Origin of the sequence: Neobacillus sp. PS2-9 (assembly GCF_030915525.1) — a bacterium.
Taxonomy (GTDB): Bacteria; Bacillota; Bacilli; order Bacillales; family Cytobacillaceae; genus Neobacillus.
On the sequence record NZ_CP133269.1, the window covers coordinates 3325386 to 3348777 of the forward strand.

The window sequence follows — 23392 nt, forward strand, 5'->3', positions numbered from 1 at the left end:
AGCTTTGATGTATACAAACGCATTCGTGTCCCAATCAGAGAATGATTCAGACAGCTTTGATGTATACAAACGCATTCGTGTCCGAATCAGAGAACGATTCGGACAGCTTTAATAAATACAAAGACATTTGTGTCCGAATCCCTCTCACATCTGATTTGCCTTCACTACTTTCTGAAGGATTCTGTCCGAACAAAACAAAAAAAAACACATTATTTCACATGCGAAATAACGTGTGTTATCCATATAAAACCTATTTCCCTTTAAACCCACTTCTAAACTGATCATAGTCGGTTTTAATATAATGAAAAGCGGCTGCATTTCCACCGTGGTCAGGATGTGTTTTTATTAATAATTTTTTATATCCTGCTAGAACTTCCTTAGGACCTGCTGTTTTTGAAAGTCCTAGTTTTTGCCGATAATTGGTCTGCATTGGAGGAGGCGGAGTATGCGTCTGCTCTTGTTCTCTTTTAGACCCTCTAGAAAGTTCCTCTTTAAGCTTTAACAGTTCATTCCGCAAATCAATATTCTCTTGAAGTAATTTTTTCGTTTCCTTTTGTAATTCATTTTTTTCTTTGTCTATGTGGGCAATCTCTATTTTTAGTTTATTTCTTTGCTGTATTAATGTATTGATTGAGTTTTGATGGAGCTTTTCCATACCTTCGATATGCTCATCTTGTGCTTTAATTTTGACTTTTAATTGGCGGATGATCTTATCCTGGTCAGTATGACCTACTCGCTTTGTGGCTATTTCCTTGGGAATCGTTTCTGTGACGAGCTTCCCATTGCCTACATTCTGAATCTTGCCTTCTCTAAGCCATAGTCTCACTAATGGAGTACACATGCCTTCCGGGACACCTGCGTCCATTAACATGTCAAAAGCTTGATCGGTATCCTCGAGTATGTATCCGGATTTTCGAAGTCCATTGCCTTCGTAATTAATCTTTCTTTCACGAAGCCAACGCCGGACCGTTTGAATACAGATATCCTCTGTCACTCCTGCTTGCCTTAAAAAGTCAAAAGCTTGGTCTGTGTTCACAATGCCCCACCATCCCCTCGTCATATCTTATGTTATTAATAATATATAAGTATATGGATTATGGGAATGGATAAAAAAGACTACAACTAAAGCTTCGTTCGTAAACTCCAAAGTTCAGGAAAAAACTTCTGATCCACGACTCTTTTTAAATAGGTTACACCCGAAGAGCCTCCTGTCCCCTGCTTATGGCCAATAATCCTTTCAACGGTACTCATATGATTAAAACGCCATAACTGTTGCTGATTACCAATATCGACTAATTTCTCAGCTAATTCGTATAAATCCCAGTATTGGTCAACATGACGATACACTGTTAGCCATGCTTCTTCTACACTGGCATTGGGTTCATAGTTTTTTGATAAATCCCTCTCGATAACCTCTTGATCAATAGGTAATCCACGTGCAACTAGAGCATTGATTGCTGCATCATATATACTTGTTTTACGAAGCGCCTCTTGCATTTTTTCGTATAGCTCCGGTTGATGCTGATAGACTGCTAACGTATGAACATTTTTGTTTCCTAAAGCAAATTCAATTAAACGATTTTGATAAGATTGGAACCCAGAAGCTTTTCCCAGTTTATCTCTAAATTCCAAGTACTCTGAAGGGGTTAAGGTAGAAAGCACACTCCATGACTGTATTAATTGCTGCTGTACTCTTGAAACTCGTGACAGAATTTTAAATGATGGTTCCAGGTCATTATTGCTTATATACCTAATAGCTGCTGTCAATTCATGTAATATTAATTTCATCCATAGCTCACTTGCTTGATGAATAATAATAAATAACATTTCATCATGGTGATCTGATACCAGATTTTGACTAGATAAAATATTATCAAGATGGAGGTAATCTCCATAAGACATTGATTTTTGGAAATCTGTTTGAATCTCATTTTCTAGTTCTATATTTGTGTTTTTTTCTTGGGTACTCATGGTATTTTTGCCTCCCCGATTTTGATTAAAATCCTGCTAATAACGTAATAAACATTTTCGGTTAAGATATCCTTTGTTTTCTATTAGAATTTTGAGTGGATGCTCTCTTTTTAAAAATATAATAAGTAACTGTTAAAAAAAGTAACCATGGAATACCGAATTGAAGCATGATTTTAAAGTCTGTAAACCAAGTTGTAATCATTAAACTCAATAAAAGGATTGCTCCAATAATCGTTAAATATGGGAAACCTACCATTTTGACAGGCAATTTCCTGCCGCCAGATTTCTCCCACTTTCTTCTGAAAAATAAATGGGAAACAAACACCATAAACCAGGTGAAGATTGCACCAAACATGGAAATTCCCATCATAAATGCATATGAAGAACCAGGTAATACAGCACTAACTAAAGCAGCGAGAAAAATCCCCAGTGTAGAAACAGCCAGTGCTCTAAGAGGAACTCCTTTTTTGTTTAATTTCCCTAAAAATGCTGGAGCATCATTTCCTTTGGAAAGCGAAAACATCATACGAGTAGAAGCATATAATTGGCTGTTCATAGATGATAGGGCTGCTGTTAAAATAATAAAATTCATAATTCCTGATGCCCCTGGAATATTTAAGAGATCCATTACCTTTACGAAAGGACTTTCTTCCACACCTGCTGATTTCCACGGAACGATCATTAGCATGATGCCAATTGTCAAAATATAAAAGGTGGATAAGCGGAAAACCGTAGCTTTCAACGCTTTTGGAACTGCAACATCTGGATCCTTCGCTTCACCAGCTGTAACCGCTATCAATTCTGTGCCCAAAAAGCTAAATAAGGAAATAAAAGTCGCAACCCACACTCCCCACCATCCAAATGGTAAAAAACCTCTGTCATTTACTAAGTTCTCTGGTCCCAAATTCGATTGGTGTGTACCGCCAAATAAAATATATGATCCAAGTAAGATGAATCCAACAATGGCACTTATTTTAATCATGGAAAACCAATATTCAAATGTGCCAAAAGCATTTACACTTGTAGCATTTACATAAATAAGAACTGCCGCAAACAATACTATCCAAACCATTCCAGGCACATGAGGAAACCAGTACTTCATATATACAGCAATCGCACTTATCTCTACCCCAACAGCTAGAACGTTAGCAACCCAATAAGAATATTTCACAAGATATCCTGCGAGTGGGCTAACATATTTCTCAGCAATCGTGCCAAAAGCACCTGTAGTAGGGTGAGCAACCGTCATTTCAGATAGGCACCCCATTAAAAGGAGGACGATAATGGCACCAACTCCATAGCTTAGTAATACACCTGGACCTGCTGTACTAATGGCTAGACCGCTCCCCAGGAAAAGACCCGTTCCAATGGCACACCCCATGGCAATCATCGAAAGCTGGTTGGTTTTTAATTCACGCTTCAATCCATTTTGAGAATTATTTCCGTTATTCATAGGAATATGTTTGTTCACTATTTAGCTCCTCCTCAATTAAAGTATCAATGTAACCCATCTCTTTATGCTACGACTTCTCGTTCATTCTCAAACTTTTCATATTGTTTTTCCGCCATGATTTTTTTAAGAATTTGCACGACCTCAATAACTTCTTTATAAGAGGTATAAAGTGCAACTGGTGCAAGACGAATAATGTTAGGAGCTCTAAAATCAGGTATAACACCATTTTCTTTCAATGCTTTGCATATCCTTGCAGCTTCATTATGTTCTAAACTAATATGACCACCACGTCGGACATCCTCTAAAGGGTTCCCAAAACTGAAACCCATATCCGGTACCTCATGTTCCAACAAGTCCATTAAATATTGATTAATCTTTAATGACTTTGAACGAATATTCTCAATCCCCGCATCTGCAAAAATCTCCAAAGCACCAAGTAAAGGTGCCAGACTTAAAACATGCGGAGTCCCAATTTGATAGGCTCCTGCAGATTCAGCGGGTGTTAAAGTATGTTCCATGTCAAATTGCTTCTCTTTTTTAGATCCAAACCAGCCAGCAAGACCAGGATTTGTTCCAAAGTGTTTACTATTTACATATAGACTCCCAACACTGCCTGGGCCGCCATTTAAATGTTTATAATTGCACCAATACGCAAAATCAACACCCCAATCACTAAACGAATGAGGTATGGCACCTATCGAATGGCATCCATCAAATCCAATTAATATCCCTCTTTTGTTAGCCTCGCTGGCTAATCGCTTCATGTCTAAGATTTGACCGCTGCGATAGAGTACCGTTGGCAAAATAATTAAAGCAATTTCTTCCGTCATTGCTTCAATAATATCTTCTTCTACTAAAAAACGACCATCCCGACTTTTCACACGAATTAAATGTGTCTCTGGGTTATACCCGCGAATGCGAAGCTGACTTTGGAGAGCATAAATATCAGAAGGAAAGGTTAATTCATCCGCTAAAATTTTCGTCCGCCTACCTTCAGGCTTATAAAAAGTTGCCACAAGCTGATGCAAATTGACTGTTGTCGATCCAGTAACAATCACTTCATCTGCTGAGGCGCCAACTAATGGCGCCATCATTTCCGCTAACTTTTCCGATAAAAAAAACCAGGGATGTTTCCCCTTTGTCCAACCATCGATACCATGCTCTTTCCAATCTGTTAAAGATTCCAATAGTGTACGTTCCGCTCTTTTTGAAAGAAGCCCCAATGAATTCCCATCCATATAAATTGAATTTGGCTTTATGTAAAATTCTTCTCGAAATTTATTAAGGATATCTTCTTTGTCCAGTTGTTTTGCGTATTCTAATGTAAACTTCATTCGAAATGACCTCCAATCTTCCATTACTAATAGTGATTACCTATATTAATTACAGGAGAATGAGACACTTCCTAGGTCTGCAAACTGTGCGACAATCGTATCACCCGATTGAAAGCTTATCGCTTCAGTTATTGCACCGCTAAGAACGATGTCGCCTTTCTTTAGGCCTAATCCCTTTTCTCCAAGCTTGTTTACAGCCCATGCAACAGCAGTGGCTGGATGGCCTAAAACAGCTGCGCTAGAGCCAACTGTAGCTACCTCTGAATTCTTAGACATATAAACGCCAATTTCTTTCAGATTAAGAGTCTCTGGTGATACCCACTTGTTTCCTACAATGAATTTGGAGGAAGAACAGTTATCTGCTACCACGTCAACGAGTGTAAATTTAAAATCTAAATAGCGGCTATCGATAATCTCAATAGCTGGTGCTACATATTTTGTTACTCGTAATATGTCCTCGGCTGTTACAGAAGTACCTTGAATGTCCTCTTCAATCAAGAAGGCAATTTCAGGTTCTGCCTTCGGATGGATAAACTCGCTAAATTTCAACGTTTCCCATTCAGGTGCAAGCATATCATCCATTAAGTAACCATAGATTGCTTCATGGACACCCATCATCTCCTGCTTCGCCTTACTAGTTAATCCGAGCTTGACACCAATTCGGCGTAATCCTTCTTGTTTTTTTCGTTCGATTAATTTCTGCTGTATTTCATATGCCTGTTCAAATGTGAGGGAAGGATAATTAGTGGTGATTTTTTCAATTTCTCGTTTTTCCTTTTCTGCAGCTAATAGGTATTCAACAATTTCTTGTTCTGTTCCTTGCATTAGTGTCATGATTGAACCTCCACTTTTTTCTTATTGGCCATTTCAGCCGCAACATCAAGGATCATATCCTCTTGACCTCCAACGACCTTTCTTTTGCCAAGTTCAAGTAAAATATCACGTGGATCGAGGTTAAATCGTTTACTTGCACGTTCCGCATGAAGGAGGAAGCTGGAATAGACACCTGCATATCCCATAACTAAACTCCCCTTACTAATTTCCTGTGAGCCAGGAATTAAGGGCTTTACAATATCCTCAGCAAGATCCATCATTTTGTAAATATCAATTCCCAAATCGATTCCCATTTTGTTTAATACCGCAACTAACACTTCTGTTTGTGTATTTCCTGCACCGGCTCCTAAACAGCGAACACTTCCATCAATACGAGTGGCTCCTTCTTCAATCGCAACCAGTGTATTGGCAACGGCAAGTGATAAATTATTATGAGCGTGAAAGCCAATTTCAATATCTAAAGACTCTCTAAGGGCACGGATTCGTTCGCGAACTTGATGCGGTAATAATGCACCAGCGGAATCCGTCACATAAACTGCTTGTGCACCATAGCTCTCCATGAGTTTGGCCTGTTCCACTAATTTTTCAACTGGTGCCATGTGCGCCATCATAAGGAAACCCAATGATTCCATGCCAAGTTCTCTTGCCATTGCAATATGCTGTGCGGATACATCTGCCTCTGTAACGTGGGTTGCTACCCTAACCAATCCAGCCCCAAGTCCGTGAGCTTGTTTCAATTCATGGACAGTACCAATTCCAGGAATCAGCAATACGGCAATCTTTGCCTGTTTAGATTCCTCTACAGCGGCTTGGATTAATTTCATTTCATTTACCAATGAACGCCCGTACTGGAGTGTTGATCCGCCTAAGCCATCACCATGACTCACCTCAATATAATGCATTCCCGCATTATCCAAAGCACGGGTTACCGAACGTACTTGTTCCTCTGTGTATTGGTGTGCAACGACGTGACTCCCATCCCGTAAACATACCTCGGTAATTTTGATTGGCAGGTCTTTATTACCATTCATCTTTCTTAGTCCTCCCTTCAAATAATTAATCCAATGTAGCAGTTCCAACTGTTTTTTGTTCCAATTGGACACGTGCAAAATCTTCAGCTACTTTTGTCGCCGCAGCTGTCATGATGTCTAAATTGCCTGCGTATTTCGGAAAATAATCTCCCGCACCTTCCACTTCTAAGAAAACGGTCACTTTATTTCCATCAAATAATGGCTCTTGTTTTAATCGATAACCAGGGACATATTGCCTTACAGTGTCTATCATTTCATTAATAGATTGCAGAATGTTGTCCTTTTCCAAATGTTTCACTTCGCAAAAAACGGTATCTCGCATAATTACAGGCGGTTCAGCTGGATTTAAGATAATAATTGCTTTCCCTTGATCAGCTCCGCCAACCTCTTCAATCCCTCTTCGTGTAGTTATGGTAAACTCATCAATATTTGCCCTAGTTCCTGGTCCTGCGCTCTTGCTGGAAATGGTCGCAATGATTTCTGCATATGTTACATCTGCAACGCGATTAATAGCATAAACGATCGGAATTGTCGCTTGACCGCCACATGTTATCATATTTACATTTGATTCATTTAAATTACTATCAATATTTACAGCAGGGCATACAAATGGACCTCTAGCAGCAGGCGTAAGGTCAATAGTTAGTTTCCCTAGTTCTTTTAATACTTTTGCATGTCTAACATGTGTTTTTGCAGAAGTAGCATCAAAAACGATATCTGCAAGATCAGGCGAATCTACTAATGCCTGAATTCCATTTGAAAAGACTCGAAGTCCTCGGTCCTGTGCTCGTTTCAAGCCATCCGATTCTGGGTCAATCCCAATCATGGCCGTTAATTCTATCCAATCACTTCTTTCAAGCTTATACATAAGATCCGTACCAATGTTACCAGAACCAATAATTGCCGCTTTTATTTTTTCCATGATTAAAACCTCCCCTACTCAAATGTGACAGAAACTGTTCCTAATGGGCCGAATTTTGCGGTAATCGTATCGCCAGCGTTTACTGCAATGGCACCAGAAAGTGCTCCAGGAAGAATGAGCTCACCTGCTTTTAGGTGAATACCAAATTCATGCAATTTATTTGCTAACCAGGCCACTGCTTGTGCTGGATGGCCAAGCGCAGCTGTTCCGGATCCGGTAGCCACAAGCTCTTCATTTTTATAAAGAACCATTCCTTGCGTTCGTAAATCCAGGCCTTCAATCGTGGTTAGCTTAGTTCCGACGACAACCCTTGCTGATGATCCATTGTCTGCCACTGTATCAACCAAATTAATTTTCCAATCTGTTATTCTACTATCAATAATTTCTATAGTAGGCACCACATATTTTGTAGCCATTAATACATCGAGATAATTTACATTTGGTCCTACTAAGTCGTGTTCTAGAATAAAACCAATTTCTGCTTCCACCTTAGGACTTATGAATTCAGCTATTTTCACCGTTTCACCATCTGCTATTTTCATATCATTTAATAGATGGCCATAATCTGGTTCATTCACACCCAGCATTTGCTGCATCGCTGCACTTGTAAGCCCTACCTTCTTTCCAATAACCTCTTGCCCTTCTTTTATCTTTCTATCAATCACTTCGAGCTGAATATGATAAGCATCATTCACATTCAACTCAGAATAGCGTTGTGTTAAGGGAGCTACTGAATATTGATGATTTTCTGCATCAAGTAATTCATGAGCGATCGATTCTACTAAAATTTTCAATTGAACTGCACCTTCCTTTGCTATATTTATAGATAAGCTTTGTTAAATTTGTCTGTTGATTTCCGCTCCAGGCACGAGCGGTTCGTGGGCGTTTCGGCGAGCCTCCTCGGCGCAAGCGCCTGCGGGGTCTCCCCTGACCCGTACTCCCACAGGAGTCTTCGTGCCTTCCGCTCCAATCAACAGGTTAGAAAAATCAACACTGTTCTTAAACACAACCTATAGATAAAAAGTGGCCAATATTAGCCACCTTATCACTTTCCATCTTATAATTTCATTGTTATGGTCTTGGCCTCTGTATAAAATTCAAAGCTGTGGCGGCCGCCTTCCCTGCCAATCCCGCTAGCCTTTGAACCTCCAAATGGAGTTCTTAAATCCCGATAGTACCAACAATTGATCCAGAACAAGCCTGAATTAATTTGGGCAGCTACACGATGGGCACGTCTTAAATCATTTGACCAAACGACGCCCGCTAGGCCGTAGATAGAATCATTAGCTATTTGAATAGCCTCTTCTTCCGTTTTAAACGGAATGACTACTAAAACTGGGCCGAAAATTTCTTCCTGAGCTACTCTCATTTTATTATTTACATCATAGAGTACCGTCGGCTCGTAAAAATTCCCCTGTGTTAATCCATCTACTCGCTTGCCGCCAATTGCAAGCTTTGCACCTTCTGCAATTCCAATTTGCACATAATCGTCAACAGTTTCTAAATGGCTTTTGGATATAACCGCACCCATATCAGTACTCTCATCCAATGGGTCACCTACTCTGATTTTCTTAACGGCTGCTACAAATTTTTCGAGAAATTTATCATAAACGGTTTCCTGCACTAACAATCGTGAACCTGCTAAACAAATTTCTCCTTGATTTCTAAAAATCGCCTCAATCGAGCCCGCAACCGCTTCGTCTAAATCTGCATCTTCAAATACAATATTGGCCGATTTTCCACCTAATTCTAATGATACGGGGATTAACTGTGAGGCTGCATTTCTCATAACGGTTTTACCAGTTGAGCTTTCCCCAACAAAGGAAATTCGACGAACGTTAGGATGAGTAGTCATTGCGGTACCTACTGTTCCACCTGGTCCTGTAAGTATATTCAACACTCCTGGCGGTAATCCTGCTTCATTGGCAATTTCACCTAACATGACTGCACTAAGGGGAGTATAGGATGCCGGCTTTACAATTACCGTATTTCCTGCAGCTAAGGCAGCAGAAGCTTTCCATGTCATTTGCATAAAAGGTAAATTCCAAGGAATGATTAAACTTGTTACACCTGCAGGAGCATATTTTGTATAGCTCATATGCTTGGATTGTTCATAATGCTCATGATGGATATATTTAGCCATTTCAGCGAAAAATCGTAAATTGGATGCTGCTCTAGGAATATCAAAATCTCTGCTTTCTTTAATTGGTTTGCCCACGTCTAAGGTTTCGATTAATGCTAGTTCATCTACACGTTCCATCACTAGGTCAGACATACGGCAGAGAATTTTCGCTCGCTCCTCAACTGGCATTTGGCTCCAAATACCACTTTCATAAGTTCGTTGTGCAACTTGTATAGCTCTTTCTACATCCTGTTCACTTGCACTTGCGACTGAAGCTAACTTTTGATTGGTTGCTGGATTAATAGTGTCAAAGGTTTCTCCTGAAATAGCATTAACGTATTCCCCATTAATAAACAGCTTTGCGTCATTAATTTGTAGTTGTTTTTCAAGCAATTTACTCATCATGTTCACCATCCTCGACCTCTAGAATCATCTCAACCTCAACTGTGTTATTGTGGGGCAACTGTGCCATCCCTACAGCAGATCTCGCATGCCTGCCCTTTTCCCCAAACACTTCTACCAATAAATCGGAGGAACCGTTCATTACTTTAGGCTGAGCTGTAAAATCAGGAGTACTGTTGACAAACCCAAGAATTTTTACCACCCGTTTTACTTTGCTGAGATCACCCAGTTCATGTTTAACAACTGCTAAAAGATTAAGCATGCACTGTCTCGCGGCCTGATACCCAACCTCTATAGATACATCTTCACCAAGTTTTCCACGGTATTCATCTGTACCCTGACCCGAGGTGAAAATAAGATTCCCTGTCCGAACACAGCTTACATAATTTCCAGAAGCGGGGCGAAGAGACGGCAACTTCAAACCAAGACTTGCTAATTTCTCTTCTGGTGTCATCACTTTTTCAACCATCATCTCATCTCTTTTCCTGCTAGATTAGTTGATTAACCGGTAAGTTTAAGAATCGTAATGCGTTTTCACCTAACATGGCTCTTTTCTGCGCTTCAGTAAGTGTTAAGGTATCATCAATGATCTTCCCTGGTGGAGTTTCACGGAGTAAAAATGGATAATCGGACCCCATAATCACTTGTTCTGCTCCAAATTTTTCAACTAAGAATTTAATATTCACCGGGTTATTGACGATCGAATCATAGAAAAATTTCTTTGCATAAAAACTTGGCGGCTTTTCCGTCATCTGCAAGTGCGGCCACACATTCCATCCATGATCAAGTCTTGGAAGGATGTAAGGAAGTGAACCCCCGCCATGAGAAAAACAAATCTTTAATCCAGGAAATTTCTCCATCACTCCACCGAGGATGAGACTTGCGGCAGCTAATGCTGTCTCACTTGGCATGCCCACAGTATACATTAGGTTATGAGAGGCCAATCGATCACTTCCCAATGTTTCCCATGGATGAACGAAAATAGGAACATTCCATTTATCACACATCGCAAAAAAGTCTAAAAACGATTCATCATCAAGGTTTTTCCCGTTTATATTTGTACCAATTTCAATCCCTTTTAACCCAAGCTGATGAACACAGCGATCCAATTCACGAATTGCAGCCTCTACATTTTGCAGAGGAACAGTACCTAACCCGATAAACTTGGTAGGATGCTGTGAAACTGTCTCTGCGATAAAATCATTTTGAAATTGAGCCATGGCTACTGCTTCTTCAAGTGGTGCCCAATAAGAAAATGTAACAGGAATAGGCGATAAAACTTGAATGTCTACATTTTCTTTTTCCATATCACTCATTCGTTTGTCAGGGCTCCACACTTGATCAGTCACTTCTCGAAAAACTTTGCCAGCTACCATAATATTGGCACCACAAGAACAGGTTAGCTGAAGTACAGGCCATCTATCATTTTGGTACTTAGTTGCAAAGTCCGGAAAATTTTCAGGGATAATATGTGTATGAAAATCTACTCGCATTTCCATTCACTCGCTTCTTCTGGCATGATATGTCCACAGTTCTTACATGTACGAAGTTCTAGACTTCCATTAAAACCGTTGATCGCTTCTTTCACTTGAACCTCAATATTCGTCAATTGAACGGTAACTCGGTGCATTTCATGGTCACATTCATCACAGAACCATACAAAATCCTCTAATTCACCTGTAGCTCTGTCTCGCTCGATTACAATACCAATCGTATCAGCAACACGATGTGGGGAATGAGGAACATTCGGGGGCAGGTGGAAAACTTCCCCTTCTTTCACCGTAATAACTTCTCGCTTTCCCTCGTTATTAATAATCTCAACGTAGCAATCACCCTTAATTTGATAGAAAATCTCTTCAGAAGGGTCCACGTGAAAATCGCGTCGTTTATTCGGGCCACCGATTACCATAAACATTAACTCTGAATCCTTCCAAACGACCTTGTTATTAACTGGCGGCTTTAGTAAGTCCTTGTTTTCTTCTATAAATCCCCATAGGTTTATTGGCTTTAATGAACTTGACATAAATAATCGTCTCCTCTCATTATTCAGGTATGCTAGATTTTGGGGTTCCCCCAACGATCCAATTTTCTGCCGGAATTTCATATAACAGAATCCGGATCTTGTCACGTGGAACACTAAGATTCTCAGCAATGACATCAGTAATATCTTCCACTAGCTTTTTTTTGACTTTTGCTTCTCTGCCTTCTACTATTTTCAGTTCAACGATTGGCATAGACTTAATGAACTATTCCTACTAATTTTTCTTCTGACGATTTTAATGCCTCCTGCATGAAGACCACTTCTTTAGCTAAGGCTGTGATTCTGGATTGTACATCAGAATCTATTATTTCATTCTCTTTATTTAAATGATCATTATTAACGTATACGTACCCAGGTGCTACAAACGCCCGGAAAAATCCTGCAATTGGTTTCAATTGATTTTCAATCACAAGGTAGTGCTGATATGTTCCGCCTGTTGCAACAAAGCCCATTACCTTATTACGAAAATCTTTTGGATTAATCAAATCAAATAAATTCTTGAGCGGACCTGATAAAGATCCTTGGAAAATCGGTGTACCGATAATATAAAAATCAGCGGAATGAATGGCTTCAAGAACTTTTTTTGTGTCATCGTTGTAGGATGAGGGATTTCTCCCATCACAGAATTGGACGTCATAATCTCTTAAATCCAAGAGTTCGACTTCAACATGGGGATTGTATTTCTTTGCTTCCTCAAGTACCTTTTGGACAACAATACTGGTCTTCGCCCCAATAATAGTGCCTGAAATTCCTAATAGTTTCATATAGTAATGACCCCCGATTTATACCTAAGCAGTATTTGTTATTCTATTCCTGCCTGCCACCCCAGCAATGAGTAAGACTGCTGAAAATCTCCTTCTGAAATAAGCTGGCGGATTCTTGTAGATGAAATACGTTTGCCACTATTACAGTAAACAGGTGACGCTACATTTATCGAAAAATACTTTTGTAAAAGACTAACATCACCTTTTCTATCTTTACCAAAATGAAAATCGGAACCAACGGTAATTTCAATTGGATTAAGTTTTGATAATTCATAGATAAAATCCTCAGGTGGACGAGTTGCATACCATTCATCAAAGCTGGCAACAACCACATAATCTACACCTAACATCGAGATTCTACCCAACTTTTCCTCAATAGGAGTTAAGGTTTGAACGCCATTAAAAAAATGTCGAGGAGGCGGATCGAATGTATACACTACACTGGGAACATGAGAAATCCGGCTTTTTTTCACCGCCTGCTTAATCACAGCTTGATGTCCTTTGTGGACCCCATCAAATGCACCTATGGCAATAACAGAACCTGATAGTGTCAGGACTCCCTCTTTTAGCGTCTGAATCGTTCACACCTCCTCGTTATTTAATAATTAGTTTATAAGCTTGTAACTTCACTTTTTCGTTCAAATATTTTCATAGCTTCATCAACAAGCTCAAAAGAATTTTTCCTTTTATGGTTGTTATAGAAAATCGCTCTTTTACGAATTGGGTCCCCAGTATAATAGCGTTCATATTGAAGAAGCCTTTGACCAAATGCCTCACCGCATAAATCCCACGCTAGTTTAAAGAGATGAACGCGTTCTTCCGCGGAAACTCCTTCTCTTCCAAGATAATACTTCTCTAAATCCTCTCTTAATTCTGGATTCTCAAAGTCAGCATCCGTAGGAGACATCAAAAGCCCACCAGCACCAATAATTTGAATCACCTCAATCGCACGTGGATACATTTTTGGCAGCAACCCTCGGATGGTTTCTAGTGGAGCATACGCTGGCATGACCTCACCAGATGGAAGCTTTTCATATTCATACTCTGCAATCCGAAGCAAAGCCCTAATGGATTCAACCGATTGAACTAATTCTCCTAAATCATTTTGAACATTTAGGTATCCATCTACGCCAATAGAGTCAGCTATCTTACAAGCCACCTCAGTAGCAAATTGAAGCTTAATTAACCCTCTAACACCCGACTGATGTGCTGGTTGCTGCCCAATTCCAGTCTTTGGATAAAGTAGATTAGCAGCTTCAACATTGTTATAAAGAAATACTCGATCCCATGGGACTAAAACATCGTTAAATACTAGAACTGCATCCATTTCTTCGAATCTCGATGCTAATGGATGGTCGTAAACGGATCGTTTACCATCTTGCATGGCTTCACGACATAAAATGCGAAGACCTGGTGTATCAAGTGGAAGAGCAAAGGCAAGCGCATAACGCTCATCCCCTGGTTTAAACCCAGGAAAGGAATAAACAATCACTTCGTCAGTAATCGGGGCAAGAGTTGCTAACATTTTGGCTCCTCTGACAACTAAACCATCTGGAGTTTCTTTCACTGCACCTAAGTGGGTAAACATATCCTGTTGCTCATGCGAAGATTTACTCCTGTCATTTTGAGGGTTAATAATCGCATGAGTTAAAAACAAGTCATGATCGCGAACATGTTTGAAATAGGCGCGAATATTTTTACCCCATTCAGGATTATATTTATCCAAGAACTCTGAATTGCTCGCCATGGAAGTAACGACGACATTTAGGAAATCAGGCGTTCTTCCCATTAAACCAAATGTTGCTTTGGCAAATACCTCAAAAGTTTTTCTTCGAGCATCTAAATCTTGATAACTTCTAGGCATCAAGAATGCATTCGAGATTCTTTCACCAGTTTCTTCACAAATATGTGTAATGTCCTCTTGATATTGAGAATCATGCTGTAAATCATACAGCTTTGCCATTTCAAGAATAGGTTGATTGAAAACAGGCTCTTCAAAGACATTTTTAATTCTTTTTCCCGATAACCAAACTTCTGGATTTCGGGCTTTTAGTGCTTCAATATACTGTGCTCCCGTGCGAATTCCCATAAACATCCTCCTCTAATTTCATAATGTCATTATAAAACTGACCACCTTGAAGAAATGTAGTCTAATTAACATTTTTGCTGAATATTTTGAATTCAACTAACCTATATTGATTTTATATTTAAATTCTTTTACACTATTGTTAAGCTGTTAACATAAAATTTTTTTTTTGCCAATTGTTATGAGATTTTAACATTACAAACCAAGTAAGCTATAATAAAATGTAAGCGTTAACAAAATACAATCTAAAATTTCTCTACCTAAGCAATTAAATTACACTTAGGAGTTGATTTGGTGGCAATCCTGTTTGACAGTGATATAAATTGGGAGTCATGTTTGAATTTTGGTACTAGGCAATTTTTTAAAGAAAAAACTTGTATTTACCAGCAGGGAACTACGGGGGATAGATTCTATTACATCCAACAGGGGTTAATTAAAGTAACGACAACAACTGCAATTGGAAAAGAGCGCTTGTTAAACATCGGCATACCTGGACAGCTATTAGGTGTTCAAGCAATGGACCGTCAGCCTCACTTTACAACGGCTACTGTTGTTAATGACTCTATTCTCTATTTCTTTTCATGTGAGCATTTTCAAAAACTAATAAAATACCAACCCTCCATTTTAAATATGTTTATCAAAACCGTCATTCATAAAATGCACATTCTTGCTGATAAAATATATTTAGACACTCTTTTACCTGAACAACAACTCTCTGTCATCCTTCTGAATATTTGTTATGAATTTAAGAATTTTGAAGTTCCCCTCACACAACAAGACCTAACTAAGTGTACAGGATTAACAAGAATCACCATATATAAAATATTAAAACAATGGAAAGAAGAAGAAATCATAGAGATTCATGGTAAGAAATTCATTATAAAAAAACCCGACGAATTAAAAAAACTGCTTGGGAAGGTGCTGATATGAAAAACCTTCGATATGCATGGAGTCCGTATATAAAATATGGAAAAAAACTTCAGACAGAGGAAAATTCAGTCGTTTATCACCAGGGAAGTGAAGGGCGAGGATTTTTTTTCTTGTCTTCTGGGGGAATCAAAATCTCACTTCTATCTCAAGAGGGAGTGGAACGAACAGTTAATTATGTTCCAGAAGGGATGTTGTTTGGTGAGCATGGGGCTAGAAAGGAAAATTATTTAACTTCTGCGATCACAACCTGTCCATCTGTAATCTATCATTTTTCGGATGAAGCATTAATAACTATTTGTACCGAGCACCCTGAAGCTGCATGTATTTTTACTAATTCACTAATCTATAAATTTAGGATATTAGCAGAAATTATCTCCTTTCTTAACTCTCCTGTTGAACAACAGATGGCCCATTATCTATTAAAGCTAATTAACGAAAATGGGAGTTTTTCTATTGACCAAACCTCATTTGCCCGATACATAGGTACCTCAAGAATCACAGTAAATAAAATATTGAACAAGTGGAAAAATCAAAAGCTCATCCGATTATCCAATCGAACGATAGACATTCTGGATATTAATCATTTAAAAAACATTCGAGACTCAGGTGCCACTCACATTTCGAATTTGGATATCTTAATGTTAACAATGTAGCGATTAAGAAAAGGCAGACTCATATTTATATGGTCTGCCCTCTTTATTTTAGTCAAGCTTACTTCTTTAAGATGTGGTTACTAAGTGACACAAGCATTGATTCTTCAATTCCATCGACCACCATACGTGCAATTTTCTTAGCACCATTTTCCTGGAAATGTGTGTTATCCTGGACACCATTTGGATAGTTCATATTCTCTTGGGCATCCAGCCATAGAAAGATATCCTTCGTTTTTTCTGGTCCAAGCTTTTGGAACAAAGCATGACTTTTTGCAGTCAGGTCGATGACTGGTACATGTTCTTCTAATCCAAGTTCCTTCATCGCAGCCGGATAATCACCGTGCGTCCTGCTTAGCACGCCTTTTTCTGTAAAATATCTTCGTTCAACTGGTGTCACAAGGACAGGAATAGCCTGTTTGGCACGGGCAGCATCAATATATTGTTTTAAATAGTTTTTATAGGTTGAATTGGGCTCTGTATAACGGGAAGGATCCTTTATTTTTTCATCATTATGCCCGAATTGAATAAAGAGGTAATCTCCTTTTTCAATCTGATTAAGAATCAGTTTAAGTCGCCCTTCATCAATAAAACTTTTGGAGCTCCTGCCAGGTGTTGCTTCATTTATTACAACCACTTGATTATCGAAGTGTTTTTCTAGGACCTGTCCCCACCCCGCCCTAGGGGATAACGAGCTCGAATAATCTGAAACTGTGGAATCTCCGGCTAGATAAATCGTTATTTTTTGTATGTTTTCTTTTTTGGCAGACTTAACAAAACTGCTTCCAATTATTGATATAAAAAGTAAAAAAACCAATGAAAACAGGGCTATTTTTCCACTGTATCTTTTCTCCATGTTGCTCCTCCAAGATGCGATAGCAATAAAATTTTGTTTCTTATGTTTATGTATGGATATCTAATAATAATTCAATAAACCAATTAATTGCAATAAATTATGTACTAATTCACGGTTCCCTTTATGGTTTATCTTAGATGGACCATAATCAAAGAAGTGTAAGCTTTGCGGTATAGGCTTACACTTCTTTGACAGTAGCAATGTACGGCAGATTTCGATAATGCTCTGCATAGTCAATTCCATATCCAATTACGAATTTATCAGGAATAACAAACCCTACATAATCTGCTTTTAAATCGACTTTTCGGCGCTCAGGTTTATCAAGTAAGGTACAGATCTTCATAGATTTCGGTTTGTGAAGCTCGAAATGTTCTTTTAAGAAGCTTAATGTTAACCCTGAATCGATAATGTCCTCGACAAGCACCACATTTTTCCCTGTAATGTTCACATCAATATCTTTTAACAAACGTACTTTTCCCGTAGTCTCCGTTTGATTTCCGTAACTTGAAGCGGCCACAAAATCAACGGTCACGTTTCCTCCAAGCTCTCGAACTAAATCAGCTGCAAAAACAAAAGCACCCTTTAAGACAACAATAAAAACAATCGATTCATCTTGTAAATCCTGCATCATGGTTGCGCCTAATTCTTTCACTTTTTGCTTCAATTGTTCTTCTGATATTAATATACCATCGATTTCGTATCCCATAATCTCACCTTTCAAGCTTGTATAGACTCACAATGACTCTATTCTATACAATTTGTTGTAATTTATCATCTATGTAACAGTGAGATATTTAATTGAATTCTCCAAAATAGCTAAACGGATCAATTTCACTTTTACTTCCTTACTAAGTGAGAGCCATTCAGATTTATCAATTCTCAATTGATATCCCTCCATTTATTATTCTTGCTTTATAGTTCATATTATTCCTATCTTATAAAAATTTCCATTACAGTAATCCTTTTCCCATATATTTATCGGTTCTAACCTCTTTTTCATTTCCATTTTTCTACATAATCTGCGGCATACAAAAAAGCCTTGGCAAGTTCCAAGACTTATCGTTTTTTATTGATCACGGTTAACAATATAGTTCAATAAGTGCTTCAGAAAAGTGGTTTTGTGCGGTACCTCATTTAATGCCTCTATGGCGAGACAGTAATGTTCCCACATCTCTTTTTTAGCACCTTCACGCCCGAGGATAGATACAAATGTGGAATTGTTATTATCGGCATCTTTACCAATAAATTTACCCAGCAAAGTACTGTCCCCTTCTACATCAAGCAGGTCATCCTTAATCTGAAACGCAATCCCGGCATGATAAGCAAATTGCTTTAGACCTTTCATTTCATAATCATCTGCTTGTGCAAGAATAGCTGGCATAATTAAGGATGCTTCGAAGGCAATTCCCGTTTTATAAAAGCACATAGAATTCAATTGTTCGAGTGTTAGCGGCTTACCTTTGGAACCTAGGTCCATCGCCTGTCCCTTACACATGATTTCGGTTACTTGAGTTGAATATTGAATTAATGTAAGCACTGTTTTCGAATCAAACTGTTCAAGAGATGCTTGTTCCTCAATCGCCTTTTGTGTCAAAAAAAGACCAGTTAATTCCGCTGTAGCAATATTATATTGTTTATGTAGAGTTGCACGCCCTCTACGAAGTGAAGCATTGTCCTGCGATGGCAAATCATCGAAGATTAGTGAGGCGGTGTGCATGTATTCTAGCGATCTCAGTAATGGAACAATGGCAGTTTGATTTAATCTATATTCGTTAACCCCCATGACCCAAGTCATAATGGGCCTCAATCGTTTTCCATCTCCAGCTAAACTATAGTTGGCAGCATCCACGATTGATTCATTAATTTGCGAAGAATTCTCGGTCTTAGAGATGGTCAAGATATTGTTGATCTGATTGCGAACAGTTTTAACTGTATCTATAAATTCATCCTGTTCTTTCCGTTGGTTCCTAATGGTGGTAATGATCTGGTCACGAAGAAGTTTATCAAAAAAATCAACATCATCCGCTCTTCGAATCATCGTTTGAATGACACCATTGAATTCTGAATCCGCAGAAGCAAATAATTTCATCACTTCAGAATATTTTTCCTTCCCTATTCTTGCTTTGAATCGTTTGAGACCATTAATTGCTCGATCAAGAATGACCTCACAGGTCAGTAAATCCGAGTCATACACGTTATGGATTAAATGGCTAATTACCGCCCAGTATAGTTCAAACGGATTTATTAAATCTGATCGCAACCCATGATATTTCAAATAATAAGTATACGGAGTTACTGCCCCTTCCTTCATGTCATCAAACATATCGGCAAAATCATCTGCCAATTGGTTATATATTCCATAAAAGAAAGCTCTATTGTCAAACCCTTCATCTTCAGAAGCACTGATGACTGATCGAACAATTAAGCGGGATGAAGAGGATTTTAAAATAATTGGTATATAAATGTCTTCATTTGTGTAGCTAGGGTTAGACAGATCTTTTTTTCGGTCCACTTCCTGTGATTGAAAAAACACATAGGATTGTTCAAAGAATGTGTTCAATGTTTCAGAATGCTGATAAGCTTTAATATACTTATAGGCCTCACGGAGTTCAGCATGGATAAATTGAATTAGTTTCAAGTTATCACCGCCCCAACTGCCCAATTCTGGAACAAATCCTGTAATAAGTGTGGTCCGTATCAAATCTGTATATTGTTGTTTCTCTTGAGTAGACAAGACGTTAGAATCTAGAAGATCATCAATAAAAGGATAGGTCAAACCATAAGAGTATCCGAGTCTAATCGCTTCATTTAGTTTCACCGTACGTTCATTTGCTGATAGAGTATTGTCCAACTCTTCTATCACGTGCATCAATACTCCGGCAATGATTTTGATTAGCTTTCTCTGGGCATGTTCCGCGTCCATCCCCTCCGGAATATTGGAGGATACTGTCTTTAGTTTGTCCATCAGCCAGATGAAAGTAGATTCAATCCCTTCCTTCTGTGCCCACCTGTACAATCCTGCCATGCTGATTAGGCCCGACTTTTTTCCTGAATCAGACGTTGTTAGATGATTTTTCAAACTGTCTACGACATTTAGGATTCGAGTCTGGGTATCTGGTGATTGAAGAGATTTTCCTAAATCCCTCATATAAATATAAGAAATACTTCGGTGTAGATATGAATCTAATTTCCCTGTTACATCCATCCAGCGGATATAATTGGAATAATCTTTGGTATCCGGTTTATTCTTTCGAGATCCCAATAACGATAACAATGGATGTCTCACATGGTTCTGTTTCCAAACTTGAAAATCCTTCGTTAAGGTTGGTATATAGGTTTTTTTTATTACCTGGTCATACAGCGACTGAAAATAGTGAGCCGCTCTTTTTTCCGCCAGTTGATAGCATTCATCGACATTCTTTGTGTTTTCCACATTAATACTATTCATACATTACCTCTACTTAATAGTGTCAGTTACAGGAATCACCTAGGTACAACATTTTTTCAAAACTAACAAAATATTATTATGTATAATCGATCGCTAACAACTTTATAACCCACATTTTCACTTATTCTATTATTTTACTAGATTTGACAAAATGAGCCAATAGAAAGTACCTTTCACAGGAATGGAAGCTACACATACAATGTCATCACGAAGATTGTATAATTTACTAAAAGAGAGGTTCCTCATGTACTTTATAAGAGAAACTTATTCGATAACTCCTGGAAGAAGACCTGAGTTTAACCATTTCTTTGATAAGTTCTTGAAGGCTAATCAACTAAAAAACGGGGCAAATCTTTTGGGTTGTTGGAACACGGAGATGGAGAATGAGATTTTGGTCATTTGGCAATACCCAAGCTACGATGACTATTTGAACATCCAAAAGAGAGTCAAAATGGATGACCTGCATCAGAAAACAAAAGAACAACTATTAAAGTTAGGAAAGCTTTATTTGGATTTCCATCAAGAAACTTTATCTTCAATAGGTGACCATCAATCTCAAAAACAAACAGTGACGGTTAGTGGTTATATTACAAATGAAAAGGAAGAAACGTTACTGGTTAGAACCTATTGGCGATCAGATACTTGGGAACTACCCGGTGGAGGAGTTGAAGATGGCGAGACATTAGACACCGCACTGTGTAGAGAAATCTTTGAAGAAACTGGGATAACGGTTAAGTTACTAGGCGTAACAGGGGTTTATTCAAATGGAAGCACGGTTTCCATCGTTTTTCACGGCAAAAGTACTGGAGGAGTTTTAAGAACATCTGAAGAAACACAGGATGTTCGCTTTGTGAAACTCGATTCATCTAATGTCAATCAATATATAAAACGAGGAAAGTTTTTACCTAGAGTACTAGATGCAATGAAGGGATATTCCATCCCATATGAAGCATTTAGGGTTAGGCCCTATAAACTTTTGGAGAGGTTAGAGGGAATAGCTATCCAAGATGAAACATAAGAAACAACTGAGAGTTATTCGATTCTTGCTTAATCGTCATAACTCTCTTTGTATATTTATCTATAGTTTACTAATCTCAAAATCAACTACCGCCACGCCATCTACTATTTCCCCTACCAATTGAACTGCCTCCAAATGGTTGGGGTGAAGCTGATACGCTGCTAACATTTCACGATTCTCAAATAGCATACTCATTCCAAATTCATAGTCAGCAAATTCCTGCTCAACTGTAGTATTTAATCCGACAGACACCGATTCCAGTCCAGGAATGTTACCCTCAAGAGAGCGAAACCGATTTACCAGTTCATTTTTATCTATTTCCTGAGTCCCTTCTTTAAATTTAAAGAAGACAAGATGCTCAATTTGATGCTTCATTTTATTCCCTCCTTAGTTTGTATTTAGTAAGCACCTACTGACTCACTAAAAAGTGAATTCATATAATTTACGTCCGCACTAGAGAGATTAATGCCAGAACCTAAACAGCTATCTTCTATTTGTTCCGGTCGTCTTGCTCCGATAATGACTGAGGGCACACTTTTCCATCGTAATGACCATGCAATAACAAGTTGACTCACCGTACAACCGTAATCCGTGGCAATTGGCTTTAATTGTTCCACTAGTTTCAGAGTTTGAAGGAGTCGATCCTTTTGAAAAATTTCTTCCTCACTTCGCCAGTCCCCTTTCTCAAAACGAGGAACTTCTTTTAATTTACCGGTCAGTATTCCCCTTCCCAACACTTTATAAGGAAGGATAGATGTTCCTTCACTTTCTGCATAAGGAATAATTTCTTTTTCTACCTTTCTATCTAATAAACTGTATTCCACTTGATTGGTGACGATGGGTAGATAGTGACTTGCTTCTACCATCTGCTCAATAGAAAAATTAGACACTCCCACGAAACGAACCTTTCCCGATTCAACAAGCATACTTAAAGCCTCCATTGTTTCACTCATAGGAGTATCTGGATCCGGCCAGTGCAATTGATAGAGATCAATCTGATCAACTTTAAGTCTCTTCAAACTATCTTCACAAGCTCGAATTACATAGTCCGGTTTCAAATTGTTCCTTAGATTTCCTGCTAGGTCCCATTCCAACCCTACCTTCGTTGCTATGACTATGTCTTGCTTTTTGGAACCCAATTTCTTTCCTAATAGTTCCTCCGCATAGCCAAAGCCATACATATCCGCAGTATCAAAAAAATTCACTCCCAAATCTACGGCACGGAATATCGTTTTTCTTGCATCCTCTTCATTAACCTTTCCCATTCCATGGCCAGAAATCGGCCATGTACCGAAACAGATTTCTGAAACATTCAGCTCTGTTTTGTGTATTTTACTGTACTTCATATATGCCCCCCGTTAATTGGAATCTTCAATAATGGACTTATTTATTCTTCATCGTATGTTTCGTTCATCTCACTACTGCAATCCCAACATACCGATCTATTTCTTTCCATTTTAGCTAACTCACTTCCACAACAAATACAAACATCATTCATAAAATTCTCCTCCTCGTTCATTTTCTGTGTAA

The 23392-nt window shown here is 38.6% G+C and carries 24 protein-coding genes; 3 read left to right on the forward strand and 21 right to left on the reverse strand.

Annotated elements, in window-relative coordinates; genetic code table 11:
* Positions 1-250: 250 nt before the first annotated feature.
* From RCG25_RS16720 to RCG25_RS16795, 16 genes are all read right to left on the reverse strand, one after another.
* Positions 251-1036: a hypothetical protein gene (locus RCG25_RS16720; protein ID WP_308079960.1), complete on the reverse strand. Its 786-nt coding sequence runs from the start codon at positions 1034-1036 to the stop codon at positions 251-253.
* Positions 1037-1122: 86 nt separating this feature from the next.
* A complete protein-coding gene (gene kynA / locus RCG25_RS16725; RefSeq protein WP_308079961.1) occupies positions 1123-1971 on the reverse strand; it encodes a tryptophan 2,3-dioxygenase in 849 nt (282 codons plus the stop codon).
* Positions 1972-2032: 61 nt separating this feature from the next.
* Positions 2033-3445: an amino acid permease gene (locus RCG25_RS16730; RefSeq protein ID WP_374121083.1), complete on the reverse strand. Its 1413-nt coding sequence runs from the start codon at positions 3443-3445 to the stop codon at positions 2033-2035.
* Positions 3446-3486: 41 nt separating this feature from the next.
* Positions 3487-4758, reverse strand: a complete 1272-nt coding sequence (gene kynU / locus RCG25_RS16735; RefSeq protein ID WP_308079962.1) for a kynureninase — start codon at positions 4756-4758, stop codon at positions 3487-3489.
* A 45-nt stretch (positions 4759-4803) separates the two neighbouring features.
* Positions 4804-5592, reverse strand: coding sequence for a 2-keto-4-pentenoate hydratase (locus RCG25_RS16740; RefSeq protein ID WP_308079963.1), 789 nt, complete (start codon positions 5590-5592; stop codon positions 4804-4806).
* Positions 5589-6623 carry a 4-hydroxy-2-oxovalerate aldolase gene (dmpG, locus tag RCG25_RS16745; RefSeq protein ID WP_308079964.1) on the reverse strand — a complete coding sequence of 345 codons (1035 nt, stop codon included), beginning with the start codon at positions 6621-6623 and terminating at the stop codon, positions 5589-5591. Before dmpG ends, RCG25_RS16740 begins: the two co-directional genes overlap by 4 nt.
* 25 nt (positions 6624-6648) lie before the next feature.
* Entirely contained in the window at positions 6649-7545 is an 897-nt protein-coding gene (locus RCG25_RS16750; RefSeq protein WP_308079965.1) for an acetaldehyde dehydrogenase (acetylating), read from the reverse strand.
* Positions 7546-7559: 14 nt separating this feature from the next.
* Positions 7560-8339 carry a 2-keto-4-pentenoate hydratase gene (locus tag RCG25_RS16755; RefSeq protein WP_308079966.1) on the reverse strand — a complete coding sequence of 260 codons (780 nt, stop codon included), beginning with the start codon at positions 8337-8339 and terminating at the stop codon, positions 7560-7562.
* 263 nt (positions 8340-8602) lie between these two features.
* On the reverse strand, positions 8603-10072 hold the full coding sequence (locus RCG25_RS16760) for an aldehyde dehydrogenase (protein ID WP_308079967.1): 1470 nt from the start codon (positions 10070-10072) through the stop codon (positions 8603-8605).
* The gene (locus RCG25_RS16765) at positions 10062-10541 is read right to left on the reverse strand and encodes a RidA family protein (protein ID WP_308079968.1); all 480 of its coding nucleotides are present in this window, start codon (positions 10539-10541) and stop codon (positions 10062-10064) included. Before RCG25_RS16765 ends, RCG25_RS16760 begins: the two co-directional genes overlap by 11 nt.
* 16 nt (positions 10542-10557) lie before the next feature.
* The gene (locus RCG25_RS16770) at positions 10558-11568 is read right to left on the reverse strand and encodes an amidohydrolase family protein (RefSeq protein WP_308079969.1); all 1011 of its coding nucleotides are present in this window, start codon (positions 11566-11568) and stop codon (positions 10558-10560) included.
* Positions 11553-12092: a 3-hydroxyanthranilate 3,4-dioxygenase gene (locus RCG25_RS16775; protein ID WP_308079970.1), complete on the reverse strand. Its 540-nt coding sequence runs from the start codon at positions 12090-12092 to the stop codon at positions 11553-11555. Before RCG25_RS16775 ends, RCG25_RS16770 begins: the two co-directional genes overlap by 16 nt.
* Before the next feature lie 19 nt (positions 12093-12111).
* Positions 12112-12303: a tautomerase family protein gene (locus tag RCG25_RS16780; RefSeq protein ID WP_308079971.1), complete on the reverse strand. Its 192-nt coding sequence runs from the start codon at positions 12301-12303 to the stop codon at positions 12112-12114.
* A gap of 4 nt (positions 12304-12307) precedes the next feature.
* Entirely contained in the window at positions 12308-12874 is a 567-nt protein-coding gene (locus RCG25_RS16785) for an NADPH-dependent FMN reductase (RefSeq protein WP_308079972.1), read from the reverse strand.
* A gap of 38 nt (positions 12875-12912) precedes the next feature.
* Positions 12913-13452: an FAD synthetase family protein gene (locus tag RCG25_RS16790; protein WP_308084204.1), complete on the reverse strand. Its 540-nt coding sequence runs from the start codon at positions 13450-13452 to the stop codon at positions 12913-12915.
* A gap of 32 nt (positions 13453-13484) precedes the next feature.
* Complete coding sequence (locus RCG25_RS16795; protein WP_308079973.1) at positions 13485-14963, reverse strand: 4-hydroxyphenylacetate 3-hydroxylase family protein; 1479 nt, start codon at positions 14961-14963, stop codon at positions 13485-13487.
* 291 nt (positions 14964-15254) lie between these two features.
* On the opposite strand from RCG25_RS16795, the gene RCG25_RS16800 reads away from it, so the two are divergent.
* The gene (locus RCG25_RS16800; RefSeq protein ID WP_308079974.1) at positions 15255-15890 is read left to right on the forward strand and encodes a Crp/Fnr family transcriptional regulator; all 636 of its coding nucleotides are present in this window, start codon (positions 15255-15257) and stop codon (positions 15888-15890) included.
* Positions 15887-16543, forward strand: coding sequence for a Crp/Fnr family transcriptional regulator (locus tag RCG25_RS16805; protein ID WP_308079975.1), 657 nt, complete (start codon positions 15887-15889; stop codon positions 16541-16543). The genes RCG25_RS16800 and RCG25_RS16805 overlap by 4 nt, the downstream gene beginning before the upstream one ends.
* A gap of 58 nt (positions 16544-16601) precedes the next feature.
* Here RCG25_RS16805 and RCG25_RS16810 read toward each other — a convergent pair whose 3' ends face one another.
* The 3 genes from RCG25_RS16810 to RCG25_RS16820 all read right to left on the reverse strand — a co-directional run bounded on the left by RCG25_RS16810 (position 16602) and on the right by RCG25_RS16820 (position 20844).
* Positions 16602-17396 (reverse strand): rhamnogalacturonan acetylesterase, encoded by a 795-nt coding sequence (locus RCG25_RS16810; protein ID WP_308079976.1) that lies wholly within the window; start codon positions 17394-17396, stop codon positions 16602-16604.
* Between the two features lie 178 nt (positions 17397-17574).
* Positions 17575-18102 carry a hypoxanthine phosphoribosyltransferase gene (gene hpt, locus RCG25_RS16815; RefSeq protein ID WP_308079977.1) on the reverse strand — a complete coding sequence of 176 codons (528 nt, stop codon included), beginning with the start codon at positions 18100-18102 and terminating at the stop codon, positions 17575-17577.
* Between the two features lie 360 nt (positions 18103-18462).
* Positions 18463-20844, reverse strand: a complete 2382-nt coding sequence (locus RCG25_RS16820; RefSeq protein WP_308079978.1) for a polyprenyl synthetase family protein — start codon at positions 20842-20844, stop codon at positions 18463-18465.
* Between the two features lie 244 nt (positions 20845-21088).
* Here RCG25_RS16820 and RCG25_RS26115 point away from each other — a divergent pair, with 244 nt between their 5' ends.
* Positions 21089-21862, forward strand: coding sequence for an NUDIX domain-containing protein (locus RCG25_RS26115; protein ID WP_374121004.1), 774 nt, complete (start codon positions 21089-21091; stop codon positions 21860-21862).
* Positions 21863-21922: 60 nt separating this feature from the next.
* Here RCG25_RS26115 and RCG25_RS16835 read toward each other — a convergent pair whose 3' ends face one another.
* Positions 21923-22237, reverse strand: a complete 315-nt coding sequence (locus RCG25_RS16835) for a Dabb family protein (RefSeq protein ID WP_308079979.1) — start codon at positions 22235-22237, stop codon at positions 21923-21925.
* A gap of 23 nt (positions 22238-22260) precedes the next feature.
* Positions 22261-23208, reverse strand: coding sequence for an aldo/keto reductase (locus tag RCG25_RS16840; protein WP_308079980.1), 948 nt, complete (start codon positions 23206-23208; stop codon positions 22261-22263).
* Positions 23209-23392: the final 184 nt, after the last annotated feature.

What these genes read in the sequence shown, in the direction of transcription:
- RCG25_RS16765 (WP_308079968.1), bottom strand. Translation starts at nt 10,541, where the DNA reads ATGATGGTTGAAAAAGTGATGACACCAGAAGAGAAATTAGCAAGTCTT.
- RCG25_RS16750 (WP_308079965.1), bottom strand. Translation starts at nt 7,545, where the DNA reads ATGGAAAAAATAAAAGCGGCAATTATTGGTTCTGGTAACATTGGTACG.
- RCG25_RS16740 (WP_308079963.1), bottom strand. Translation starts at nt 5,592, where the DNA reads ATGACACTAATGCAAGGAACAGAACAAGAAATTGTTGAATACCTATTA.
- RCG25_RS16760 (WP_308079967.1), bottom strand. Translation starts at nt 10,072, where the DNA reads ATGATGAGTAAATTGCTTGAAAAACAACTACAAATTAATGACGCAAAG.
- RCG25_RS16810 (WP_308079976.1), bottom strand. Translation starts at nt 17,396, where the DNA reads ATGGAGAAAAGATACAGTGGAAAAATAGCCCTGTTTTCATTGGTTTTT.
- RCG25_RS16785 (WP_308079972.1), bottom strand. Translation starts at nt 12,874, where the DNA reads ATGAAACTATTAGGAATTTCAGGCACTATTATTGGGGCGAAGACCAGT.
- RCG25_RS26115 (WP_374121004.1), top strand. Translation starts at nt 21,089, where the DNA reads ATGTACTTTATAAGAGAAACTTATTCGATAACTCCTGGAAGAAGACCT.
- RCG25_RS16780 (WP_308079971.1), bottom strand. Translation starts at nt 12,303, where the DNA reads ATGCCAATCGTTGAACTGAAAATAGTAGAAGGCAGAGAAGCAAAAGTC.
- RCG25_RS16805 (WP_308079975.1), top strand. Translation starts at nt 15,887, where the DNA reads ATGAAAAACCTTCGATATGCATGGAGTCCGTATATAAAATATGGAAAA.
- RCG25_RS16835 (WP_308079979.1), bottom strand. Translation starts at nt 22,237, where the DNA reads ATGAAGCATCAAATTGAGCATCTTGTCTTCTTTAAATTTAAAGAAGGG.
- RCG25_RS16820 (WP_308079978.1), bottom strand. Translation starts at nt 20,844, where the DNA reads ATGAATAGTATTAATGTGGAAAACACAAAGAATGTCGATGAATGCTAT.
- kynU (WP_308079962.1), bottom strand. Translation starts at nt 4,758, where the DNA reads ATGAAGTTTACATTAGAATACGCAAAACAACTGGACAAAGAAGATATC.
- RCG25_RS16775 (WP_308079970.1), bottom strand. Translation starts at nt 12,092, where the DNA reads ATGTCAAGTTCATTAAAGCCAATAAACCTATGGGGATTTATAGAAGAA.
- RCG25_RS16795 (WP_308079973.1), bottom strand. Translation starts at nt 14,963, where the DNA reads ATGGGAATTCGCACGGGAGCACAGTATATTGAAGCACTAAAAGCCCGA.
- hpt (WP_308079977.1), bottom strand. Translation starts at nt 18,102, where the DNA reads ATGGGATACGAAATCGATGGTATATTAATATCAGAAGAACAATTGAAG.
- dmpG (WP_308079964.1), bottom strand. Translation starts at nt 6,623, where the DNA reads ATGAATGGTAATAAAGACCTGCCAATCAAAATTACCGAGGTATGTTTA.
- kynA (WP_308079961.1), bottom strand. Translation starts at nt 1,971, where the DNA reads ATGAGTACCCAAGAAAAAAACACAAATATAGAACTAGAAAATGAGATT.
- RCG25_RS16770 (WP_308079969.1), bottom strand. Translation starts at nt 11,568, where the DNA reads ATGGAAATGCGAGTAGATTTTCATACACATATTATCCCTGAAAATTTT.
- RCG25_RS16840 (WP_308079980.1), bottom strand. Translation starts at nt 23,208, where the DNA reads ATGAAGTACAGTAAAATACACAAAACAGAGCTGAATGTTTCAGAAATC.